Origin of the sequence: Rubrivivax gelatinosus (genome assembly GCF_004340905.1) — a bacterium.
Lineage (GTDB): Bacteria > Pseudomonadota > Gammaproteobacteria > Burkholderiales > Burkholderiaceae_C > Rubrivivax > Rubrivivax gelatinosus.
In genome coordinates this window covers 185,789-200,660 of the sequence record NZ_SLXD01000010.1, presented here as the reverse complement: position 1 = coordinate 200,660, position 14,872 = coordinate 185,789, and the positions used below count along the sequence as shown (strand labels likewise).

The window sequence follows — 14,872 nt, the reverse complement described above, 5'->3', positions numbered from 1 at the left end:
TCTCCCGAATGATTCAGATCGATAACGTCAGCAAGTGGTACGGCAGCTTCCAGGTGCTGACCGACTGCACCACGGCCATCAAGAAGGGCGAGGTCGTCGTCGTCTGCGGGCCGTCGGGCTCGGGCAAGAGCACGCTGATCAAGACCGTCAACGCGCTCGAGCCCTTCCAGAAGGGCGACATCGTCGTCGACGGCATCAGCCTGAGCGACCCCAAGACCAACCTGCCCAAGCTGCGTGCACGCGTGGGCATGGTGTTCCAGCACTTCGAGCTCTTCCCGCACCTGTCGGTGACCGAGAACCTGACGCTGGCGCAGATCAAGGTGCTCGGCCGCTCGGTCGACGAAGCCAAGGCGCGTGGGCTGAAGATGCTCGAGCGGGTCGGGCTGACGGTGCACAAGGACAAGTACCCCGGCCAGCTGTCCGGCGGCCAGCAGCAGCGTGTGGCGATCGCGCGCGCGCTGTCGATGGACCCGATCGTGATGCTCTTCGACGAGCCGACCTCGGCGCTCGACCCGGAAATGGTCGGCGAGGTGCTCGACGTCATGGTGCAGCTGGCCAACGAGGGCATGACGATGATGTGCGTGACCCACGAGATGGGCTTCGCCAAGAAGGTCAGCCACCGCGTGATCTTCATGGACCACGGCAAGATCGTGGAGGACTGCACGAAGGCCGACTTCTTCGGCGACCCCGACGCACGTTCTGCGCGCGCCAAGGACTTCCTATCGAAGATCCTCTCGCACTGAGCCGGGACGTGCAGGGCCGCAAGGCCGTGCGCGCCAGGCTCAGGCCCGAGCGCGATTTCACGCGCGAGGGCTGAGCCGGGACATGCAAGGCCGGAAGGCCGTGCACGCCAGGCTCAGGCCCGAGCGCGATTTCACGCGCGAGGGCTGAGCCGCCACGGCACGCCGGCGGCCGCCGTCCGCGGCGTGCCCTCCTGACCCTTCCCGCCCGGGTGCGCGGGCCCCCGTCACATGACGCTGCACCCGCCGACCATCCTCGTCCTGCTGCTGCTGGGCTACGCCATGCTGGGCCTGCAGCTGGCGATGGTGCGCCGTCGGCTGCTCGAGGAGCAGGCGCTGCGGCGCTGGAGCTGGGGCAACACGCTGCTGCTGCTCGGGCACCTGATGCTGCTCGCTCGCATCGTGGTGCCGCTGCCGGTCTCGGTGATCGCCGGCAACGGCCTGATCCTGCTCGGCGAGTGCGCCTACGTCGCGGCGCTGCAGCAGTTCATCGACGACCGGCCGCTGCCGCGCGGGGTGCGCTGGGTGTGCGCCTTCTGCGTCGCCGCGATGCTGCCGATGGCTCTGTTCGACACGCCCACGCGCGTGTTCATCGCCTCGGTCCTGACGCCGCTGCCGGCGCTGTGGGGCGCCTGGCTGGTCTGGCGTGCGCGCCACCGCGTCGAGCGCTCGTTGTGGCCGGTCGGCGCCGGCCTGGCGATGATCGCGCTCGCGCTGCTGGCGCGCGGCGTGCACGCGGCGCTGCATCCGGCCTACTACGTCGACCTGACGCTGCCGAACACCGTGCAGTCGCTGATGTTGCTGACGAGTTTCATCGCACTGCTCGGCTCGGGCTTCGGCTTCGTGCTCGCCTGCACCGAACGCGCCACGCGTTCGCTCGAGCGCCTGGCGTCGCACGACCACCTCACCGGGGCGCTGAACCGCCAGCCCGCCGAACTGCTGCTGGCCAACGCGTTGCAGCGGGCGCGCCGCGAGCGCACGACCGTTGCCTACGTGCTGCTGGACCTGGACCGCTTCAAGTCGGTCAACGACCGCCACGGCCACGTCTTCGGCGACGAGGTGCTGCGCCGTTTCGCGCACACCGTCGCCGCACGCCTGCGGTCGTCCGACGTGTTCTCGCGTTGCGGCGGCGAGGAGTTCGCGCTCGTGCTGCCCGACAGCGACGCCGCCGGTGCGCTGGGTGTGCTCGACGAGCTGCGCCGGGCCTGCAGGGCGATGGGGCTGGTGACCGACGACGGCAGTCCCTTCGCCGTCACGTTCTCGGCCGGGATCTCGCTCAGCCCCTGCGGACGTGTCGGTGCCGACGCGCTGTACCGCGAGGCCGACCGCGCGCTCTACGAGGCCAAACACGGCGGCCGCGACCGCGCGGTGCTCGCGCAGCCCGTGCTGCAGACCTGAGCCGCCGCGCCCGGCCTCGAGAGCGGCCGGGCCGTGCGGCAGTCCACGCGGCGCGGCGCGCCCATCGAAGGCGGTTTGCGCTCGGCGAAGGTGTTTCTGGCGATTTCTGGGATCCTGTCGAACTTGTGACATCCGTCCCCCCGGCAGCTGATGCCGCGTGGTGTCGGCCCGGCCCGTGGATGCGGGTGCCGCGATGACCCTGCACGAGCCGACCATCTTCGTCCTGCTGCTGATCGGCTACGCCATGCTCGGCCTGCTGCTGGTGACGGCCGGCCGCCGCCTGGTGTCCGGCGAGTCGCTGCGCCGCTGGGGCTGGGGCAACGGCCTGATGCTGGCCGGCTACCTGTTCCTGCTGGTGGACGTGGCCGCGCCGTGGCCGGGCTGGATTGCCGCCAGCAACGCGCTCATCGTCTACGGCGAGTTCGTCTTCGTCACCGCGCTGCAGCGTTTCATCGACGAGCGCCTGCCGTCCGGGCCGCTGCGCTGGGGAGGTGTCGCCGCAGCGCTGTCGATGCTGCCGCTGATGCTGCTGCCCACGCCCACGAGGATGCCGATCCAGTCGCTGATCGCCGCGCTGCCGCTGCTCTGGGCGGGCTGGCTGGTCTGGCGCAGCCGCGCCCGGGCCGAACGTGCGCTGCGCCCGGTGGGCCTGATGCTGGTGCTTGTCGCCGTGGCGCTGCTGATCCGTACCGTGCACGCGCTGCTGCAGCCCGCGGCCTACGTCGACCTGTCGCAGCCCAACCCGGTGCAGACCCTGCTCGCGCTGGCCGCCTACGCGGCGCTGCTGGGCTCGGGTTTCGGCTTCGTGCTCGCCTGCACCGAGCGCGCGACACGCTCGCTCGAGCGGCAGGCATCGCACGACGGCCTGACCGGCGCGCTGAACCGGCAGGCCGGCGGGCCGCTGCTGCAGCGCACGCTGCTGCGCGCGCGGCGCGAGCGTCAAGGCGTCGCCTACGTGCTGCTCGACCTGGACCGCTTCAAGCAGGTCAACGACGAACACGGCCACGCCTTCGGCGACGAGGTGCTGCGCCGCTTCGCCCGGACGGTGCGTACGCGCATGCGGGCGTCCGACCTGTTCGTGCGCCTGGGCGGCGAGGAGTTCGCGCTGGTGCTGCCCGACAGCGACGCCGCCGGGGCGCTGGTCGTGCTGGAGCATCTGCGCCGCGACTGTCTGGAGATGGGCCTGTGCACCGAGTCCGGCTGCGCCTGCCGGGTCAGCTTCTCGGCCGGCATCGCGCTCAGTCCGCAGGGCCGGGTCGACGGCGACGCGCTCTACCGTGCGGCCGACACCGCGCTGTATCGCGCCAAGCGGGCCGGCCGCGACCAGGTCGCCCTCGCAGGGGCCGATGAGACAATTCATCCATGAGCGATGCGCCGACCACCCTGACGATCACCCGCCCCGACGACTGGCACCTGCACCTGCGCGACGGCGTGGCGCTGGCGGCCGTGCTGCCGTACACGGCGCGCGAGTTCGCGCGGGCGATCGTCATGCCCAACCTGCGCCCGCCGGTGACCACCGCGGCGCTGGCCACGGCCTACCGCGAGCGCATCCTCGCCGCGCGGCCCGAGGGCTGCGCCTTCGAGCCGCTGATGACGCTGTACCTGACCGACAACACGCCGCCCGACGAGATCGTGCGCGCCAAGGCGGCCGGCGTCGTCGCGCTCAAGCTCTACCCGGCCGGGGCGACGACCAACAGCGACGCCGGCGTCACCGACCTGCGCCGCTGCTACCCGACGCTGGAGGCCATGCAGCGTGCCGGCCTGCCGCTGCTGGTGCACGGCGAGGTCACCGACCCCGAGGTCGACGTCTTCGACCGCGAGGCGGTGTTCATCGAGCGCGTGATGCGCCCGCTGCGCGCCGACTTCCCCGCGCTGAAGGTCGTCTTCGAGCACATCACGACGAAGGAGGCGGCCGACTACGTGGCCGCCGCCGACGAGTTCACCGCCGCGACCGTCACCGCCCATCACCTGCTGTACGACCGCAACGCGCTGTTCGTCGGCGGCCTGCGTCCGCACTACTACTGTCTGCCGGTGCTCAAGCGCGCCATGCACCGCCACGCGCTGCTGGCCGCGGTGGCCTCGGGCAGCCGCAAGTTCTTCCTCGGCACCGACAGCGCGCCGCACGCCGCGGCGCTGAAGGAGCAGTCGGTCTGCGGCGCCGGCTGCTTCACCGCGCCGGCGGCGCTGGCGCTGTACGCCGAGGCCTTCGAGCTGGCCGGCGCGCTGGACAGGCTCGAAGCCTTCGCCGCCTTCAACGGCCCCGACTTCTACGGCCTGCCGCGCAACACCGGTACCGTGACGCTGCGCCGCGAGCCTTTCGCGCTGCCCGAGGCGCTGCCCTTCGGCGACGCCTCCATCAAGCCGCTGCGTGCCGGCGAAACCCTGCCCTGGAGCCTGCAATGAACGCTGGCGTGATGCTGCTGATCGACGCCGACAACGTCTCGCTGGACGTGATGGAACAGGCCGTCGAGCTGATGATCGAACGCCACGGCGCGCTGCACGTGCGCCGTGCCTACTGCACCGCCGAGAGCGCGCTCAAGCATCAGTCGGCGTTCAAGCGCCTGGGCATCAAGCCGATGGTCAACCTGGCCGCCGGCAAGAACTCCACCGACATCGCGATGGCCGTCGACGCCATCGACCTGGTGCTCGCGCTGCGGCCGGCGGTCGTCGCGATCGCCTCGTCGGACTCCGACTTCGCGCCGCTGGTGCAGCGCTTGCGCGAGAAGGGCTGCCGCGTCGTCGGCATCGGCCAGGACGGCAAGACCGGCGACGAGACGATCTCGGTCTACGACGAGTTCACCGTGCTGTCGCACCGCCGCGGCGGCGTGGCCACGACGCCTTCGCGCGCGCGCGGCGGCCGGGCCTCCGCCGGCGCCCCCGCCCGCGGTGCCGCCCGCACGGCAGCCCGCGGCAGCTCGCGCCGCGAGCCGCCGGCCCCGCCTCGCCCTGCGCCGACTGCGCTGGCCGCACCTGCTCCGCTGGCCGAGCCCACCCCGGCCGGGGAGGCCGTGGTGGCGGTGGCCGAGGCCGCGCCCGCCGTCGAGGTGCCGACGCCCGAACGGGCGCCACGGCGGCGCCGCGGGCGCCGCGACGCCGCGGTACCGGCCGAGACCGCGCCCGCCGCCGCGGCAGACGCTCCCGAGGCGCCGGCAGCCGAGCCCGTGCCTCTGCCCGAGCCGGTGCCCGCACCGGCCGAGCCGGCGTCGCCGCCGGCCACCGAGCCTGCGGCCGAGGCCGCTGCCGCCGAGGCGCCGGCCCCGCGCCGCGCGCCGCGCCGGCGCAAGGCCGCAGAGCCCGCGCCCGAACCTGCGGCTGAGCCTGCGGCCGAACCCGCAGCCGCAGCCGCTGCTGCTCCGGCCTCCGCGCCCGAGCCGGCGCCGAAGCCGGCGCCCCGTCCCGCACGGGCCGCGCCCGCGTCGGCGCCGGCTGCGGCCTATCCCGACGAGATCCGCCAGATCCTGGCCGCGCTGCCCGAACTGCTGCGCGGCGATGCGGTGGAGCTGCGCCTGGCCGCCGAGCGCCTGCGCGATGCCGATCTGCTGGGCCCGCGCGCCTCGTCGACACGCTTCTTCGCGCCGCACGCCGAACGTTTCGAGCTGCTGCCAGCCGGCCAGCCGAACAAGGTGCGGCTGCGTCCGATCGAAGGCTGATCGTGGCCATGCCCCCGGTCCACCGAGGGCAAGTCTTGATTCCGCGGGCCGCGCCCTAACATGCCGCCCTGTTTAGGCAACCCCTGCGCTGGCAGAAAGACGCAAACCAAATGAAACGAGTGCTGCTGTTCGTCCTGACCAACCTGGCGGTCATGCTGGTGCTGGGCATCACGGCCAGCCTGCTGGGTGTCAACCGCTTCCTGACGGCCAACGGCCTGAACCTGGGCTCGCTGCTCGCGTTCGCGGCCATCTTCGGCTTCGGCGGCGCGATCATCTCGCTGCTGATGAGCAAGCCGATGGCCAAGATGAGCACCGGCGCCCAGGTCATCAACGGCTCGCAGGACCCGACGCACCGCTGGATCGTCGGCACCGTCGAGCGTTTCGCCCAGAAGGCCGGCATCGGCATGCCCGAGGTCGCGATCTACCAGGGTGAACCCAACGCCTTCGCCACCGGCGCGTTCAAGAACTCGGCGCTGGTCGCGGTGTCCACCGGGCTGCTGCAGAGCATGACGCGCGAGGAGGCCGAGGCCGTCATCGGCCACGAGGTCGCGCACATCGCCAACGGCGACATGGTCACGATGACGCTGATCCAGGGCGTGATGAACACCTTCGTCGTGTTCCTGTCGCGCGTGATCGGCTACTTCGTCGACAAGGTGATCCTGAAGAACGACCGCGAAGGCCCGGGCATCGGCTACTACGTGACGACCATCGTGCTCGACATCGCGCTGGGTGTGCTGGCGGCGATCATCGTGGCCTGGTTCTCTCGTGCCCGCGAGTTCCGCGCCGACGCCGGTGCCGCCCAGTTGATGGGCCGCAAGCAGCCGATGATCAATGCGCTGGCGCGCCTGGGCGGGCTCGAGCCGGGCCAACTGCCGCAGCAGGTGCAGGCCATGGGCATCAACGGCAAGCCGGGCGGCTTCATGGCGCTGTTCTCCAGCCACCCGCCGATCGAGGAGCGCATCCGCGCGCTGCAGCAGGGCCAGCAGTGACGCTGCCTTGCCCGGCCGCCACGCGCCGCCCATACTGCCGCCATGAAGATGCGCTGGTGGGTGCTGGGCTGGATCGTGGCGGTGGCCGCCGGCGTCGGCCTCGCGCACTGGTGGGTACCCAAGGTCGTGCTGGTGCCCGCCGCTGGCCAGCCGCCTGACGCCGAGCCGCTGCCGGTGCCGCCGGTCCAGGCCGCCGCGGCGCCTTCCACCGAGGTCTAGAAATGCAGAAGCCCCCGCACGCGGGGGCTTCGTCGTTCAGGCGCGCCGGTTTCAGGTCGGCAGGAAGCCGTCGATCGACAGGTAGCGCTCGCCGGTGTCGTAGTTGAAGCCCAGCACACGCGCGCCGGCCGGCAGCTCGGGCAGCTTCTGCGCGATCGCGGCCAGCGTCGCGCCGCTGGAGATGCCGACCAGCAGGCCTTCTTCGCGCGCGCTGCGGCGCGCCATCTCGCGTGCGGCCTCGGCCTCGACCTGGATCACGCCGTCGAGCAGCTCGGTCAACAGGTTCTTCGGCACGAAGCCGGCGCCGATGCCCTGGATCGGGTGCGGCGAGGGCTGGCCGCCGCTGATCACCGGGCTGGCGGTGGGCTCGACGGCGAAGACCTTGAGTTGCGGCCAGCGCGCCTTCAGCACCTGGGCGCAGCCGCTGAGGTGGCCGCCGGTGCCGACGCCGGTGATCAGCGCGTCCAGGCCTTCGGGGAAGTCGCGTGCGATCTCCTCGGCCGTGGTGCGCACGTGCACGTCGATGTTGGCCGGGTTCTCGAACTGCTGCGGCATCCAGGCGCCGGGGATCTCGGCGACGAGCTCCTGGGCGCGCGCGATCGAGCCCTTCATGCCCTTCTCGCGCGGCGTCAGCTCGAAGGTCGCGCCGTAGGCCAGCATCAGGCGGCGGCGCTCGACGCTCATGCTGTCGGGCATCACCAGGATCAGCCTGTAGCCCTTGACCGCGGCGACCATCGCCAGGCCGATGCCGGTGTTGCCCGAGGTCGGCTCGACGATCGTGCCGCCGGCCTTCAGTGCGCCCGAGCGCTCGGCGTCCTCGATCATCGCCAGCGCGATGCGGTCCTTGACCGAGCCGCCGGGGTTGGCGCGCTCGCACTTGACCCACACCTCGTGCGTGCCGCCGAACAGGCGGTTGATGCGCACGTGCGGCGTGTTGCCGATGGTGGCCAGGACGTTGTCGGCTCTCATTCTTGCTCTCCGGAGATAATGGGGCGGTGAAGCGGGCCAGACCGCCGCCGGTGCATCAGCGGAAACGCCGCACGGGAGGAAGGTCCGGACTGCACAAGGCAGCGTAGCAGCTAACGGCTGTCCACCGCGAGGTGAGGATTAGAGCAACAGAGACGAGTCGGTGCCGGCTTCGGCCGGTACCGGGTGAAACGGGCAATCTCTACGCGCAGCAACACCGAATAGGCCGGCGATGATGTCGCCTGCGGAGCCGGCGGGTAGGTGGCACCGAGCCGTGGAGCGATCCACGGCCCAGAGGAATGGCGGTCACGCCGCGCCCTGAAAGGGGCGTGGTGCACAGAATCCGGCCTATCGGCGCGCTTCACACTTTTTCTTCGCCCGGCGACTGCCGGGTGCCGGGCTTGCCCCTGCGCGGGCAGGCCGCCATGGCCGTCGATAGACTCGCCGGCTTTTCGCCCGCCCGATGAATCCCGACGCGCCCCGACTCTGGCGCGGCCCGCGCTGGGCGCTGGCCGTGCTGCTGGCCTGCCTGGGCATGCTGGGGCCGTTCTCGATCGACACCTACCTGCCGGCCTTCGCCGGCATCGCGCGTTCGCTCGACGCGACGCCGCTGCAGATGCAGCAGACGCTGTCGGCCTACCTCGCCGGCTTCGCGCTGATGAACCTGTTCCACGGCGCGCTGGCCGACAGCTTCGGCCGCCGCCCGGTGGTGCTGGCCGGCCTGGGCCTGTTCACGCTGGCCTCGCTGGGCTGCGCGCTGTCGCCGTCGATCGGCTGGCTGGTCTTCTTCCGCGCGATCCAGGGCATGTCCGCCGGCGCCGGTGTCGTCGTCTCGCGCGCCATCATCCGCGACATGTACCCGCCGGCCGACGCGCAGCGGGTGATGTCGCAGGTGACGATCTACTTCGGCGTCGCGCCGGCCATCGCGCCGATGATCGGCGGCTTCCTCTTCGTGCACGCCGACTGGCACTCGATCTTCTGGCTGCTGGTGCTGATCGGCGCGGCGCTGTGGGCGGCCAACTGGCGCTGGCTGCCCGAGACGCTGCACGCCGACGCGCGCCAGTCCTTCCACCCGGCGCCACTGCTGCGCGGCTACTGGGACATGGTGCGCAGCGCGCGTTTCATGGCCCTGGTGTTCGCCAGCGGCGTGCCGTTCAACGGCATGTTCCTGTACGTGCTGTCGGCGCCGGTCTTCGTCGGCGAGCACCTGGGGCTGCCGCCGCAGCAGTTCTTCTGGTTCTTCCTGTTCACGATCGGCGGCATCATGGGCGGCGCCTGGGCGTCCGGGCGCGCCGCGGGCAAGCTCAGGCCGCATCGCCAGATCCGCTTCGGCTTCACGATCATGGCCGCGGTGTCGGTGCTCAACGTCGGCCTGAACCTGGTGTTCAAGGCCGAGGCCTGGTGGGCGATGCCGCTGATCGGCATCTTCTCGTTCGGCTGGGCGCTGATGGTGCCGGTGGTCACGCTGATGGTGCTGGACCTGGTGCCCGAGCGCCGCGGCATGGCGTCCTCGGTGCAGGCCTGCGTCGGCAGCGCGGCCAACGCGCTGGTCGCCGGGCTCATCGCGCCGCTGGTCATGCATTCGACGGCGGCGCTGGCGCTGACCTCGTTCGCGCTGATGTCGGTGGGCATCGTCGCCTGGCATTGGGTGCGCCCGCGCCTGGCCTGACTCAAGCGCACCCGGCGGCGGCCGATATCCGGGGGGGAGACCCCGCGATGAAACGTTCCCGATCCGCCACCGGCCCGCAAGCCGGTTCCGTGCAACGCTGCGCCTGGGCGGCGCTGCCTCTGGCCGCGGCACTGCTGTTCGTGCCACCGCTGCATGCCGCCGGCGAGCCCGGCGCGCCAGCCGGGAAGGCCGCCGCGCCGGCGTCCGCGGCGTCGCCGGCCGAGCCGGCCCAGGATCCCCTGGACCGCGTCCGTGATCGTCTGGCAGAGAAACTCGGTGCGCTGAAGGCGACCGACACCCCGGGCAACGTGCTGCGCGTGTCCGCGCGTGCGGCGGGCGAGGCGCCCGCGGCGCGCAAGCCGGCGCCGCGCCCACGCGCCGAGCCGGCGCACGATCCGGCGGCGCACGAGATCCACTGGAGCTACACCGGCGAAGGCGGCCCGGCGCGCTGGGGCGCGATCAGACCCGAGTTCGGCCTGTGTGCCCGCGGCCAGCGCCAGAGCCCGATCGACATCCGCGGCGGTATCGCGGTCGACCTGGAGCCGGTCGAGTTCGACTACCGGCCGGTGGGTTTCGCGGTGCTGGACAACGGCCACACGGTGCAGGTCAACGTCGGCCCGGGCAACGTCATCGCCGTCGGCGGGCGGCGCTACGAGCTGGTGCAGTTCCATTTCCACCGCCCGTCGGAGGAACGCATCGACGGCCGCCAGACCGACATGGTCGCGCACCTGGTGCACAAGGATCCCGAAGGGCGGCTGGCCGTCGTCGCGGTGCTGCTGCAGCGCGGCGCCGAGCAGCCGGTGATCCAGTCGGTCTGGAACAACCTGCCGCTGGAGAAGAACGACGAGGCACGCGCCTCCGGCGCGATCGATCTCGCCCAGCTGCTGCCCACGGAGCGCGGTTATTACACCTACATGGGGTCGCTGACGACGCCGCCGTGCACCGAGGGCGTTCTGTGGATCGTGATGCGACAGCCGGTGGCGGTGTCGCAGGAGCAGATCGACATCTTCTCGCGCCTGTACCCGATGAACGCGCGGCCGGTGCAGTCGGCCGCCGGCCGGCTGATCAAGCAGTCCCGTTGACGTCGCCGCGGCGCAGCACCAGCAGCGCCGGCCACAGCCACAGGCTGGCGAACCACAGCGCCACCCGGGCGGCCGACACCGGCCGCGTCTCGTGGCGTGCGACCTTCATGAACAGCACCACCGCGCCGGCGACGACATAGGCCAGCAACGCGGCGTAGATGCCGGCGCGCCAGGCATAGTCGTCGGCGACCAGGTCGCCGAGCCAGCGTCCCGCCAGCGCCGCGGCGGGCACCGACAGCAGCAGCGCCAGCAGCAGCCCCAGCAGCGCGTGGCGCAGGCGGTACAAGGGGTCGTTCTCGTAGGGCGAGTTCATCGGGCGGCGAGTATGCCGCGCCCCGGCGCCGGCTCCGAGGGCCCGGCCGCGCCGGGGCTTCCCGCCATGCGGTATCGCGGCGTCCCACCGCGTCGCCCGCGTGACGCGCCCGTCACCCCGGGTCGCGGTGTGAAATCGTGGGGGATCCACGTTTCCCCACTGCGCCCCCACCGCGGCCTCTCAGACGGCCCATCGCTCACAAACCACTTTCAGTGAGCCGTCCAAGTCCTTCATTTTCAAGAACTTTCCGGCTGCAAAAGTGCTTGCGAGACCGCTGGTAAGTCCTTGATTCCACTGAATTTTTACGCTTCCGCTCCATTGACCCGGGCTTGGTGGCTCAGGTAGAGTGCAGAAAAGTAGATTTCTGTGGGGTTTCGTGCCTTCATTTGCCTTCCGTGGTGGTCCGGTGCTGACGCTGGACGCGAAGGGGCGGATTACCGTCCCGGCGCGTTGGCGTGACGTGCTGATGTCCACCGTCCAGGGGCAGATGGTCGTCGCGAAGAACTCCGCCGGCTGCCTGACGCTGTACCCGCGTCCCGTCTGGGACGCGTTCGAAGCCGAACTCGTCCGCCTGCCGATGAAGTACGAAGGGTGGCGACGCATGTACATCGGTTCGGCCACGGAAGTCGAGATCGACGCCGCCTCGCGCGTGCTGGTGCCGCCGGAACTCCGGAGCTGGGCCGGCCTGGAGCGCGAGGTCGTCTTCATGGGCGTCGGAGACAAGTTCGAATTGTGGGACAAGGCCCGCTACGAGGCAGCCGAGGCGCTGACGATCGCCGGCGGCATGCCCGAAGAGCTGCAGAACCAGGTCGCAGGATGACCGCCGTGACGCAGACGGGTCGCCCCCACACGACCGTCTTGCTCGCCGAGGCTGTCGAGGCCCTCGTGACGCAGGCGGACGGCCTCTACGTCGACGGCACCTTCGGCCGCGGCGGCCACACGCGCGCGCTGCTGGCGGCGCTGTCGCCGCAGGCGCGCGTCGTCGCCTTCGACCGCGACCCCGAGGCCATCGCCGCCGCCGCGGCGCTCGACGACCCCCGTTTCAGCATCTGCCACGCCAGCTTCGGCGCGATGCGCGACGAGCTCGCCGCACGCGGCGTCGGCCAGGTGCAGGGCGTGCTGCTCGACCTGGGCGTCAGCTCGCCGCAGATCGACACGCCCGAGCGCGGGTTCAGCTTCCGCTTCGACGCGCCGCTGGACATGCGCATGGACACGACCCGCGGCGAGACCGCCGCGGACTTCCTGGCCCGCGCCGACGAGCGCCTCATTGCACAGGTGATCCGCGACTATGGGGAAGAACGGTTTGCTCTACAGATTGCAAAGGCGGTTGTTGCTCGCCGGCAGGGCGGGGATCAGCTTCGAACCACCGGCGAGCTTTCCGCGCTCGTGGCTCGTGCAGTCAAGACCCGCGAGCCGGGCCAGGACCCTGCAACGCGCACATTTCAGGCTCTTCGGATTTTCGTCAACGCCGAGCTTGAGGCGCTCGAACAGGGACTGAACGCCGCGCTGCAGCTGCTCGCGCCGGGCGGCCGCCTGGTCGTCATCAGCTTCCATTCGCTCGAAGACCGCATCGTCAAGAACTTCATCACGCGCGAGAGCCGCGATGAGTTCGACCGCCGGGCGCCGATGGCGCCGCCGCGCCCGCTCAAGCTGAAGGCCGTCGCCCGCGTCAAGCCGGGCGAAGGCGAAGTGCGCGCCAACCCGCGCGCGCGCTCGGCGGTGATGCGCGTGGCCGAGCGCACCGAGGTGCCGGCGTGACCAAGCTGCTCAACGCCGTGCTGCTGGTGCTGCTGCTGGGCAGTGCGTTCGCGCTGGTGCGCAACGCCTACGAGAGCCGGCGCCTGTTCGCGGCGCTGGACCGGGCGAAGAACGAGCAGTACCAGCTCGAAGCCGACTACAAGCGCCTGGACGCCGAGCGCCAGGCGCAGGCGACCAACCTGCGCGTCGAGCGCGTCGCGCGCGAGAAGCTGGCGATGCGCCCGGCCACGCCCGCGGTGACGCAGTACGTCGGCGCCGGCGCGGCGCCGGCGGCCTCCGGAGGCACGCCGTGATCGGCCGTCGCAAGTCCGGCGGCGCCAGCGTGCGCAGCGTCAACTACGCCACCAGCCCGCTGCTGGCGAGCAAGACGCCGCCGTGGCGTTCGCGTTTCGTCGTCGCGATGGTCGCCGCCTCGTTCGCGCTGCTGCTCGGACGTGCGGTCTGGGTGCAGGTGCTCGGCAACGACTTCTATCAGAAGCAGGGCGAGAAGCGCTACGCGCACACGCTGTCGCTGCAGGCCAGCCGCGGCCGCGTGCTCGACCGCAACGGCCTGGTGCTGGCCTCGAGCGTGCCCTCGCCGTCGATCTGGGCCATCCCCAAGGATTTCCAGGCCGACGGCGGCGAACGCCGTGCGCTCGCACGCGCGCTGGGCATGACGCCGACCGAACTCGACACCCGGCTGGCCGGCAACCCGAACTTCGTCTGGCTGCGCCGCCAGGCCGACGACGCCACCTGGGACAAGGTCAAGGCCATGGGCCTGAAGGGCGTCTACCAGGTGCGCGAGTACAAGCGCAGCTACCCCGAGGGCGAGTCGGCGGCGCATGTCGTCGGCTTCACCAACGTCGAGGAGCGCGGCCAGGAAGGCATCGAGCTGCGTTTCGACAAGGAGCTGCAGGGCCGCGACGGCCTGCGCGCCGTCGTGCGCGACCGCCTGGGCCGCGTCGTCGAGGACATCGGCGACCAGACCGCCGCGCTCGACGGCCGCGACGTGCAGCTGGCGCTGGACTCCAAGGTCCAGTTCTACGCCTACCAGCGCGTGCGCGACGCCGTCGCCCAGCACGGCGCCAAGGCCGGCAGCGTCGTCGTGCTGGACGCGCTGACCGGCGAGGTGCTGGCGCTGGCCAACTACCCGAGCTACGACCCCGGGCAGCGGCGCAACCTCAGCGGCGCGCAGCTGCGCAACCGCGCGCTGACCGACACCTTCGAGCCCGGCTCGACGATGAAACCCTTCGTCGCCAGCCTGGCGATGGAGACCGGCCGCGTGTCGCCGTCCACCGTCATCGACACCGCGCCCGGCACGATCACGATCACCGGCTCGACGATCCGCGACTCGCACCCGCACGGCGCGCTCACCGTCGCCCAGGTGATCCAGAAGTCGAGCAACGTCGGCACCGTCAAGATGGCGATGCAGATGCAGCCGCGCGAGATGTGGGAGGTGTTCTCGGCGATCGGCCTGGGGCAGAAGCCGCAGATCGACTTCCCCGGCGCCGTCACCGGCCGGCTGCGCCCGTACAAGACCTGGCGCCCGATCGAGCAGGCGACGATGAGCTACGGCTACGGCCAGTCGGCGAGCCTGCTGCAGATCGCGCGGGCCTACACCGTCTACGCCCGCGACGGCGACATCGTGCCGGTGTCGATGCTGCGCCAGGACGGCCCGGTCGCCGGCGTCAAGGTCTTCGAGCCCGAGACCGCGCGCACGATGCGCGCCATGCTGGGCCTGGTGACCCAGCCCGGCGGCACCGCCACCGCTGCGGCGGCGATCGGCTACTCCACGGGGGGCAAGTCCGGCACCGCGCGCAAGCAGGAAGGCAAGGGCTACACCAACAAGTACCGCTCCTGGTTCGTCGGCATCGCGCCGATCTCCTCGCCGCGCATCGTCGTCGCGGTGATGGTCGACGAACCGAGCAAGGGCGTGTTCTACGGCGGCGCCGTCGCCGGACCGGTCTTCAGCCAGGTCGTGCAGAACACGCTGCGCATGATGGGCGTGCCGCCGGACATCCCGGTGCAGGCGCAGATCGTCGCCGATCCGGCCGCCGCCGAGCAGGAAAGCTTCTGATGCAGATCCCGTCCCAGCCCTTCGTCGCCACC

Annotated in this window: 15 protein-coding genes and 1 other RNA gene; 14 read left to right on the top strand and 2 right to left on the bottom strand. The window is 71.3% G+C overall.

Going from position 1 to position 14,872, the window contains the following annotated elements; translation table 11 throughout:
- The first annotated feature begins 8 nt into the window (after positions 1-8).
- From EV684_RS16435 to EV684_RS24050, 7 genes are all read left to right on the top strand, one after another.
- Complete coding sequence (locus EV684_RS16435) at positions 9-743, top strand: amino acid ABC transporter ATP-binding protein (protein WP_132648363.1); 735 nt, start codon at positions 9-11, stop codon at positions 741-743.
- Positions 744-971: 228 nt separating this feature from the next.
- Entirely contained in the window at positions 972-2,138 is a 1,167-nt protein-coding gene (locus tag EV684_RS16430) for a GGDEF domain-containing protein (RefSeq protein WP_132648362.1), read from the top strand.
- A 193-nt stretch (positions 2,139-2,331) separates the two neighbouring features.
- Entirely contained in the window at positions 2,332-3,504 is a 1,173-nt protein-coding gene (locus tag EV684_RS16425; protein WP_132648361.1) for a GGDEF domain-containing protein, read from the top strand.
- Positions 3,501-4,541, top strand: coding sequence for a dihydroorotase (pyrC, locus tag EV684_RS16420; RefSeq protein ID WP_132648360.1), 1,041 nt, complete (start codon positions 3,501-3,503; stop codon positions 4,539-4,541). The genes EV684_RS16425 and pyrC overlap by 4 nt, the downstream gene beginning before the upstream one ends.
- Complete coding sequence (locus tag EV684_RS16415) at positions 4,538-5,788, top strand: NYN domain-containing protein (protein WP_243651188.1); 1,251 nt, start codon at positions 4,538-4,540, stop codon at positions 5,786-5,788. The genes pyrC and EV684_RS16415 overlap by 4 nt, the downstream gene beginning before the upstream one ends.
- Positions 5,789-5,898: 110 nt before the next feature.
- The gene (gene htpX, locus EV684_RS16410; RefSeq protein WP_132648359.1) at positions 5,899-6,777 is read left to right on the top strand and encodes a protease HtpX; all 879 of its coding nucleotides are present in this window, start codon (positions 5,899-5,901) and stop codon (positions 6,775-6,777) included.
- Positions 6,778-6,819: 42 nt separating this feature from the next.
- Positions 6,820-6,996 carry a hypothetical protein gene (locus EV684_RS24050; protein ID WP_165908510.1) on the top strand — a complete coding sequence of 59 codons (177 nt, stop codon included), beginning with the start codon at positions 6,820-6,822 and terminating at the stop codon, positions 6,994-6,996.
- Between the two features lie 51 nt (positions 6,997-7,047).
- On the opposite strand, the gene cysK is transcribed toward EV684_RS24050, so the two are convergent.
- Positions 7,048-7,965 carry a cysteine synthase A gene (gene cysK / locus EV684_RS16405; protein WP_132648358.1) on the bottom strand — a complete coding sequence of 306 codons (918 nt, stop codon included), beginning with the start codon at positions 7,963-7,965 and terminating at the stop codon, positions 7,048-7,050.
- A gap of 28 nt (positions 7,966-7,993) precedes the next feature.
- On the opposite strand from cysK, the gene rnpB reads away from it, so the two are divergent.
- From rnpB to EV684_RS16390, 3 genes are all read left to right on the top strand, one after another.
- Positions 7,994-8,329: RNase P RNA component class A (rnpB, locus tag EV684_RS16400), an RNA gene on the top strand.
- Between the two features lie 96 nt (positions 8,330-8,425).
- Positions 8,426-9,631, top strand: a complete 1,206-nt coding sequence (locus EV684_RS16395) for a multidrug effflux MFS transporter (RefSeq protein ID WP_132648357.1) — start codon at positions 8,426-8,428, stop codon at positions 9,629-9,631.
- A 47-nt stretch (positions 9,632-9,678) separates the two neighbouring features.
- Positions 9,679-10,713: a carbonic anhydrase gene (locus EV684_RS16390; protein WP_242478682.1), complete on the top strand. Its 1,035-nt coding sequence runs from the start codon at positions 9,679-9,681 to the stop codon at positions 10,711-10,713.
- On the opposite strand, the gene EV684_RS16385 is transcribed toward EV684_RS16390, so the two are convergent.
- On the bottom strand, positions 10,697-11,026 hold the full coding sequence (locus EV684_RS16385) for a hypothetical protein (protein WP_132648356.1): 330 nt from the start codon (positions 11,024-11,026) through the stop codon (positions 10,697-10,699). The genes EV684_RS16390 and EV684_RS16385 overlap by 17 nt on opposite strands.
- Positions 11,027-11,402: 376 nt before the next feature.
- Here EV684_RS16385 and mraZ point away from each other — a divergent pair, with 376 nt between their 5' ends.
- Genes mraZ through EV684_RS16365 form a run of 4 tightly spaced genes read left to right on the top strand, consistent with a single transcriptional unit; the run spans position 11,403 to position 14,840 of the window.
- Complete coding sequence (gene mraZ / locus EV684_RS16380) at positions 11,403-11,846, top strand: division/cell wall cluster transcriptional repressor MraZ (RefSeq protein ID WP_014427158.1); 444 nt, start codon at positions 11,403-11,405, stop codon at positions 11,844-11,846.
- Entirely contained in the window at positions 11,843-12,784 is a 942-nt protein-coding gene (rsmH, locus tag EV684_RS16375; protein WP_132648355.1) for a 16S rRNA (cytosine(1402)-N(4))-methyltransferase RsmH, read from the top strand. Before mraZ ends, rsmH begins: the two co-directional genes overlap by 4 nt.
- Positions 12,781-13,077 (top strand): cell division protein FtsL, encoded by a 297-nt coding sequence (ftsL, locus tag EV684_RS16370; protein WP_132648354.1) that lies wholly within the window; start codon positions 12,781-12,783, stop codon positions 13,075-13,077. The genes rsmH and ftsL overlap by 4 nt, the downstream gene beginning before the upstream one ends.
- A complete protein-coding gene (locus tag EV684_RS16365; RefSeq protein ID WP_132648353.1) occupies positions 13,074-14,840 on the top strand; it encodes a peptidoglycan D,D-transpeptidase FtsI family protein in 1,767 nt (588 codons plus the stop codon). Before ftsL ends, EV684_RS16365 begins: the two co-directional genes overlap by 4 nt.
- The last annotated feature ends 32 nt before the right edge of the window (positions 14,841-14,872 follow it).

What these genes read in the sequence shown, in the direction of transcription:
- cysK (WP_132648358.1), bottom strand. Translation starts at nt 7,965, where the DNA reads ATGAGAGCCGACAACGTCCTGGCCACCATCGGCAACACGCCGCACGTG.
- EV684_RS16385 (WP_132648356.1), bottom strand. Translation starts at nt 11,026, where the DNA reads ATGAACTCGCCCTACGAGAACGACCCCTTGTACCGCCTGCGCCACGCG.
- EV684_RS16390 (WP_242478682.1), top strand. Translation starts at nt 9,679, where the DNA reads ATGAAACGTTCCCGATCCGCCACCGGCCCGCAAGCCGGTTCCGTGCAA.
- EV684_RS24050 (WP_165908510.1), top strand. Translation starts at nt 6,820, where the DNA reads ATGAAGATGCGCTGGTGGGTGCTGGGCTGGATCGTGGCGGTGGCCGCC.
- EV684_RS16415 (WP_243651188.1), top strand. Translation starts at nt 4,538, where the DNA reads ATGAACGCTGGCGTGATGCTGCTGATCGACGCCGACAACGTCTCGCTG.
- EV684_RS16425 (WP_132648361.1), top strand. Translation starts at nt 2,332, where the DNA reads ATGACCCTGCACGAGCCGACCATCTTCGTCCTGCTGCTGATCGGCTAC.
- EV684_RS16395 (WP_132648357.1), top strand. Translation starts at nt 8,426, where the DNA reads ATGAATCCCGACGCGCCCCGACTCTGGCGCGGCCCGCGCTGGGCGCTG.
- htpX (WP_132648359.1), top strand. Translation starts at nt 5,899, where the DNA reads ATGAAACGAGTGCTGCTGTTCGTCCTGACCAACCTGGCGGTCATGCTG.
- EV684_RS16430 (WP_132648362.1), top strand. Translation starts at nt 972, where the DNA reads ATGACGCTGCACCCGCCGACCATCCTCGTCCTGCTGCTGCTGGGCTAC.
- pyrC (WP_132648360.1), top strand. Translation starts at nt 3,501, where the DNA reads ATGAGCGATGCGCCGACCACCCTGACGATCACCCGCCCCGACGACTGG.
- rsmH (WP_132648355.1), top strand. Translation starts at nt 11,843, where the DNA reads ATGACCGCCGTGACGCAGACGGGTCGCCCCCACACGACCGTCTTGCTC.
- EV684_RS16435 (WP_132648363.1), top strand. Translation starts at nt 9, where the DNA reads ATGATTCAGATCGATAACGTCAGCAAGTGGTACGGCAGCTTCCAGGTG.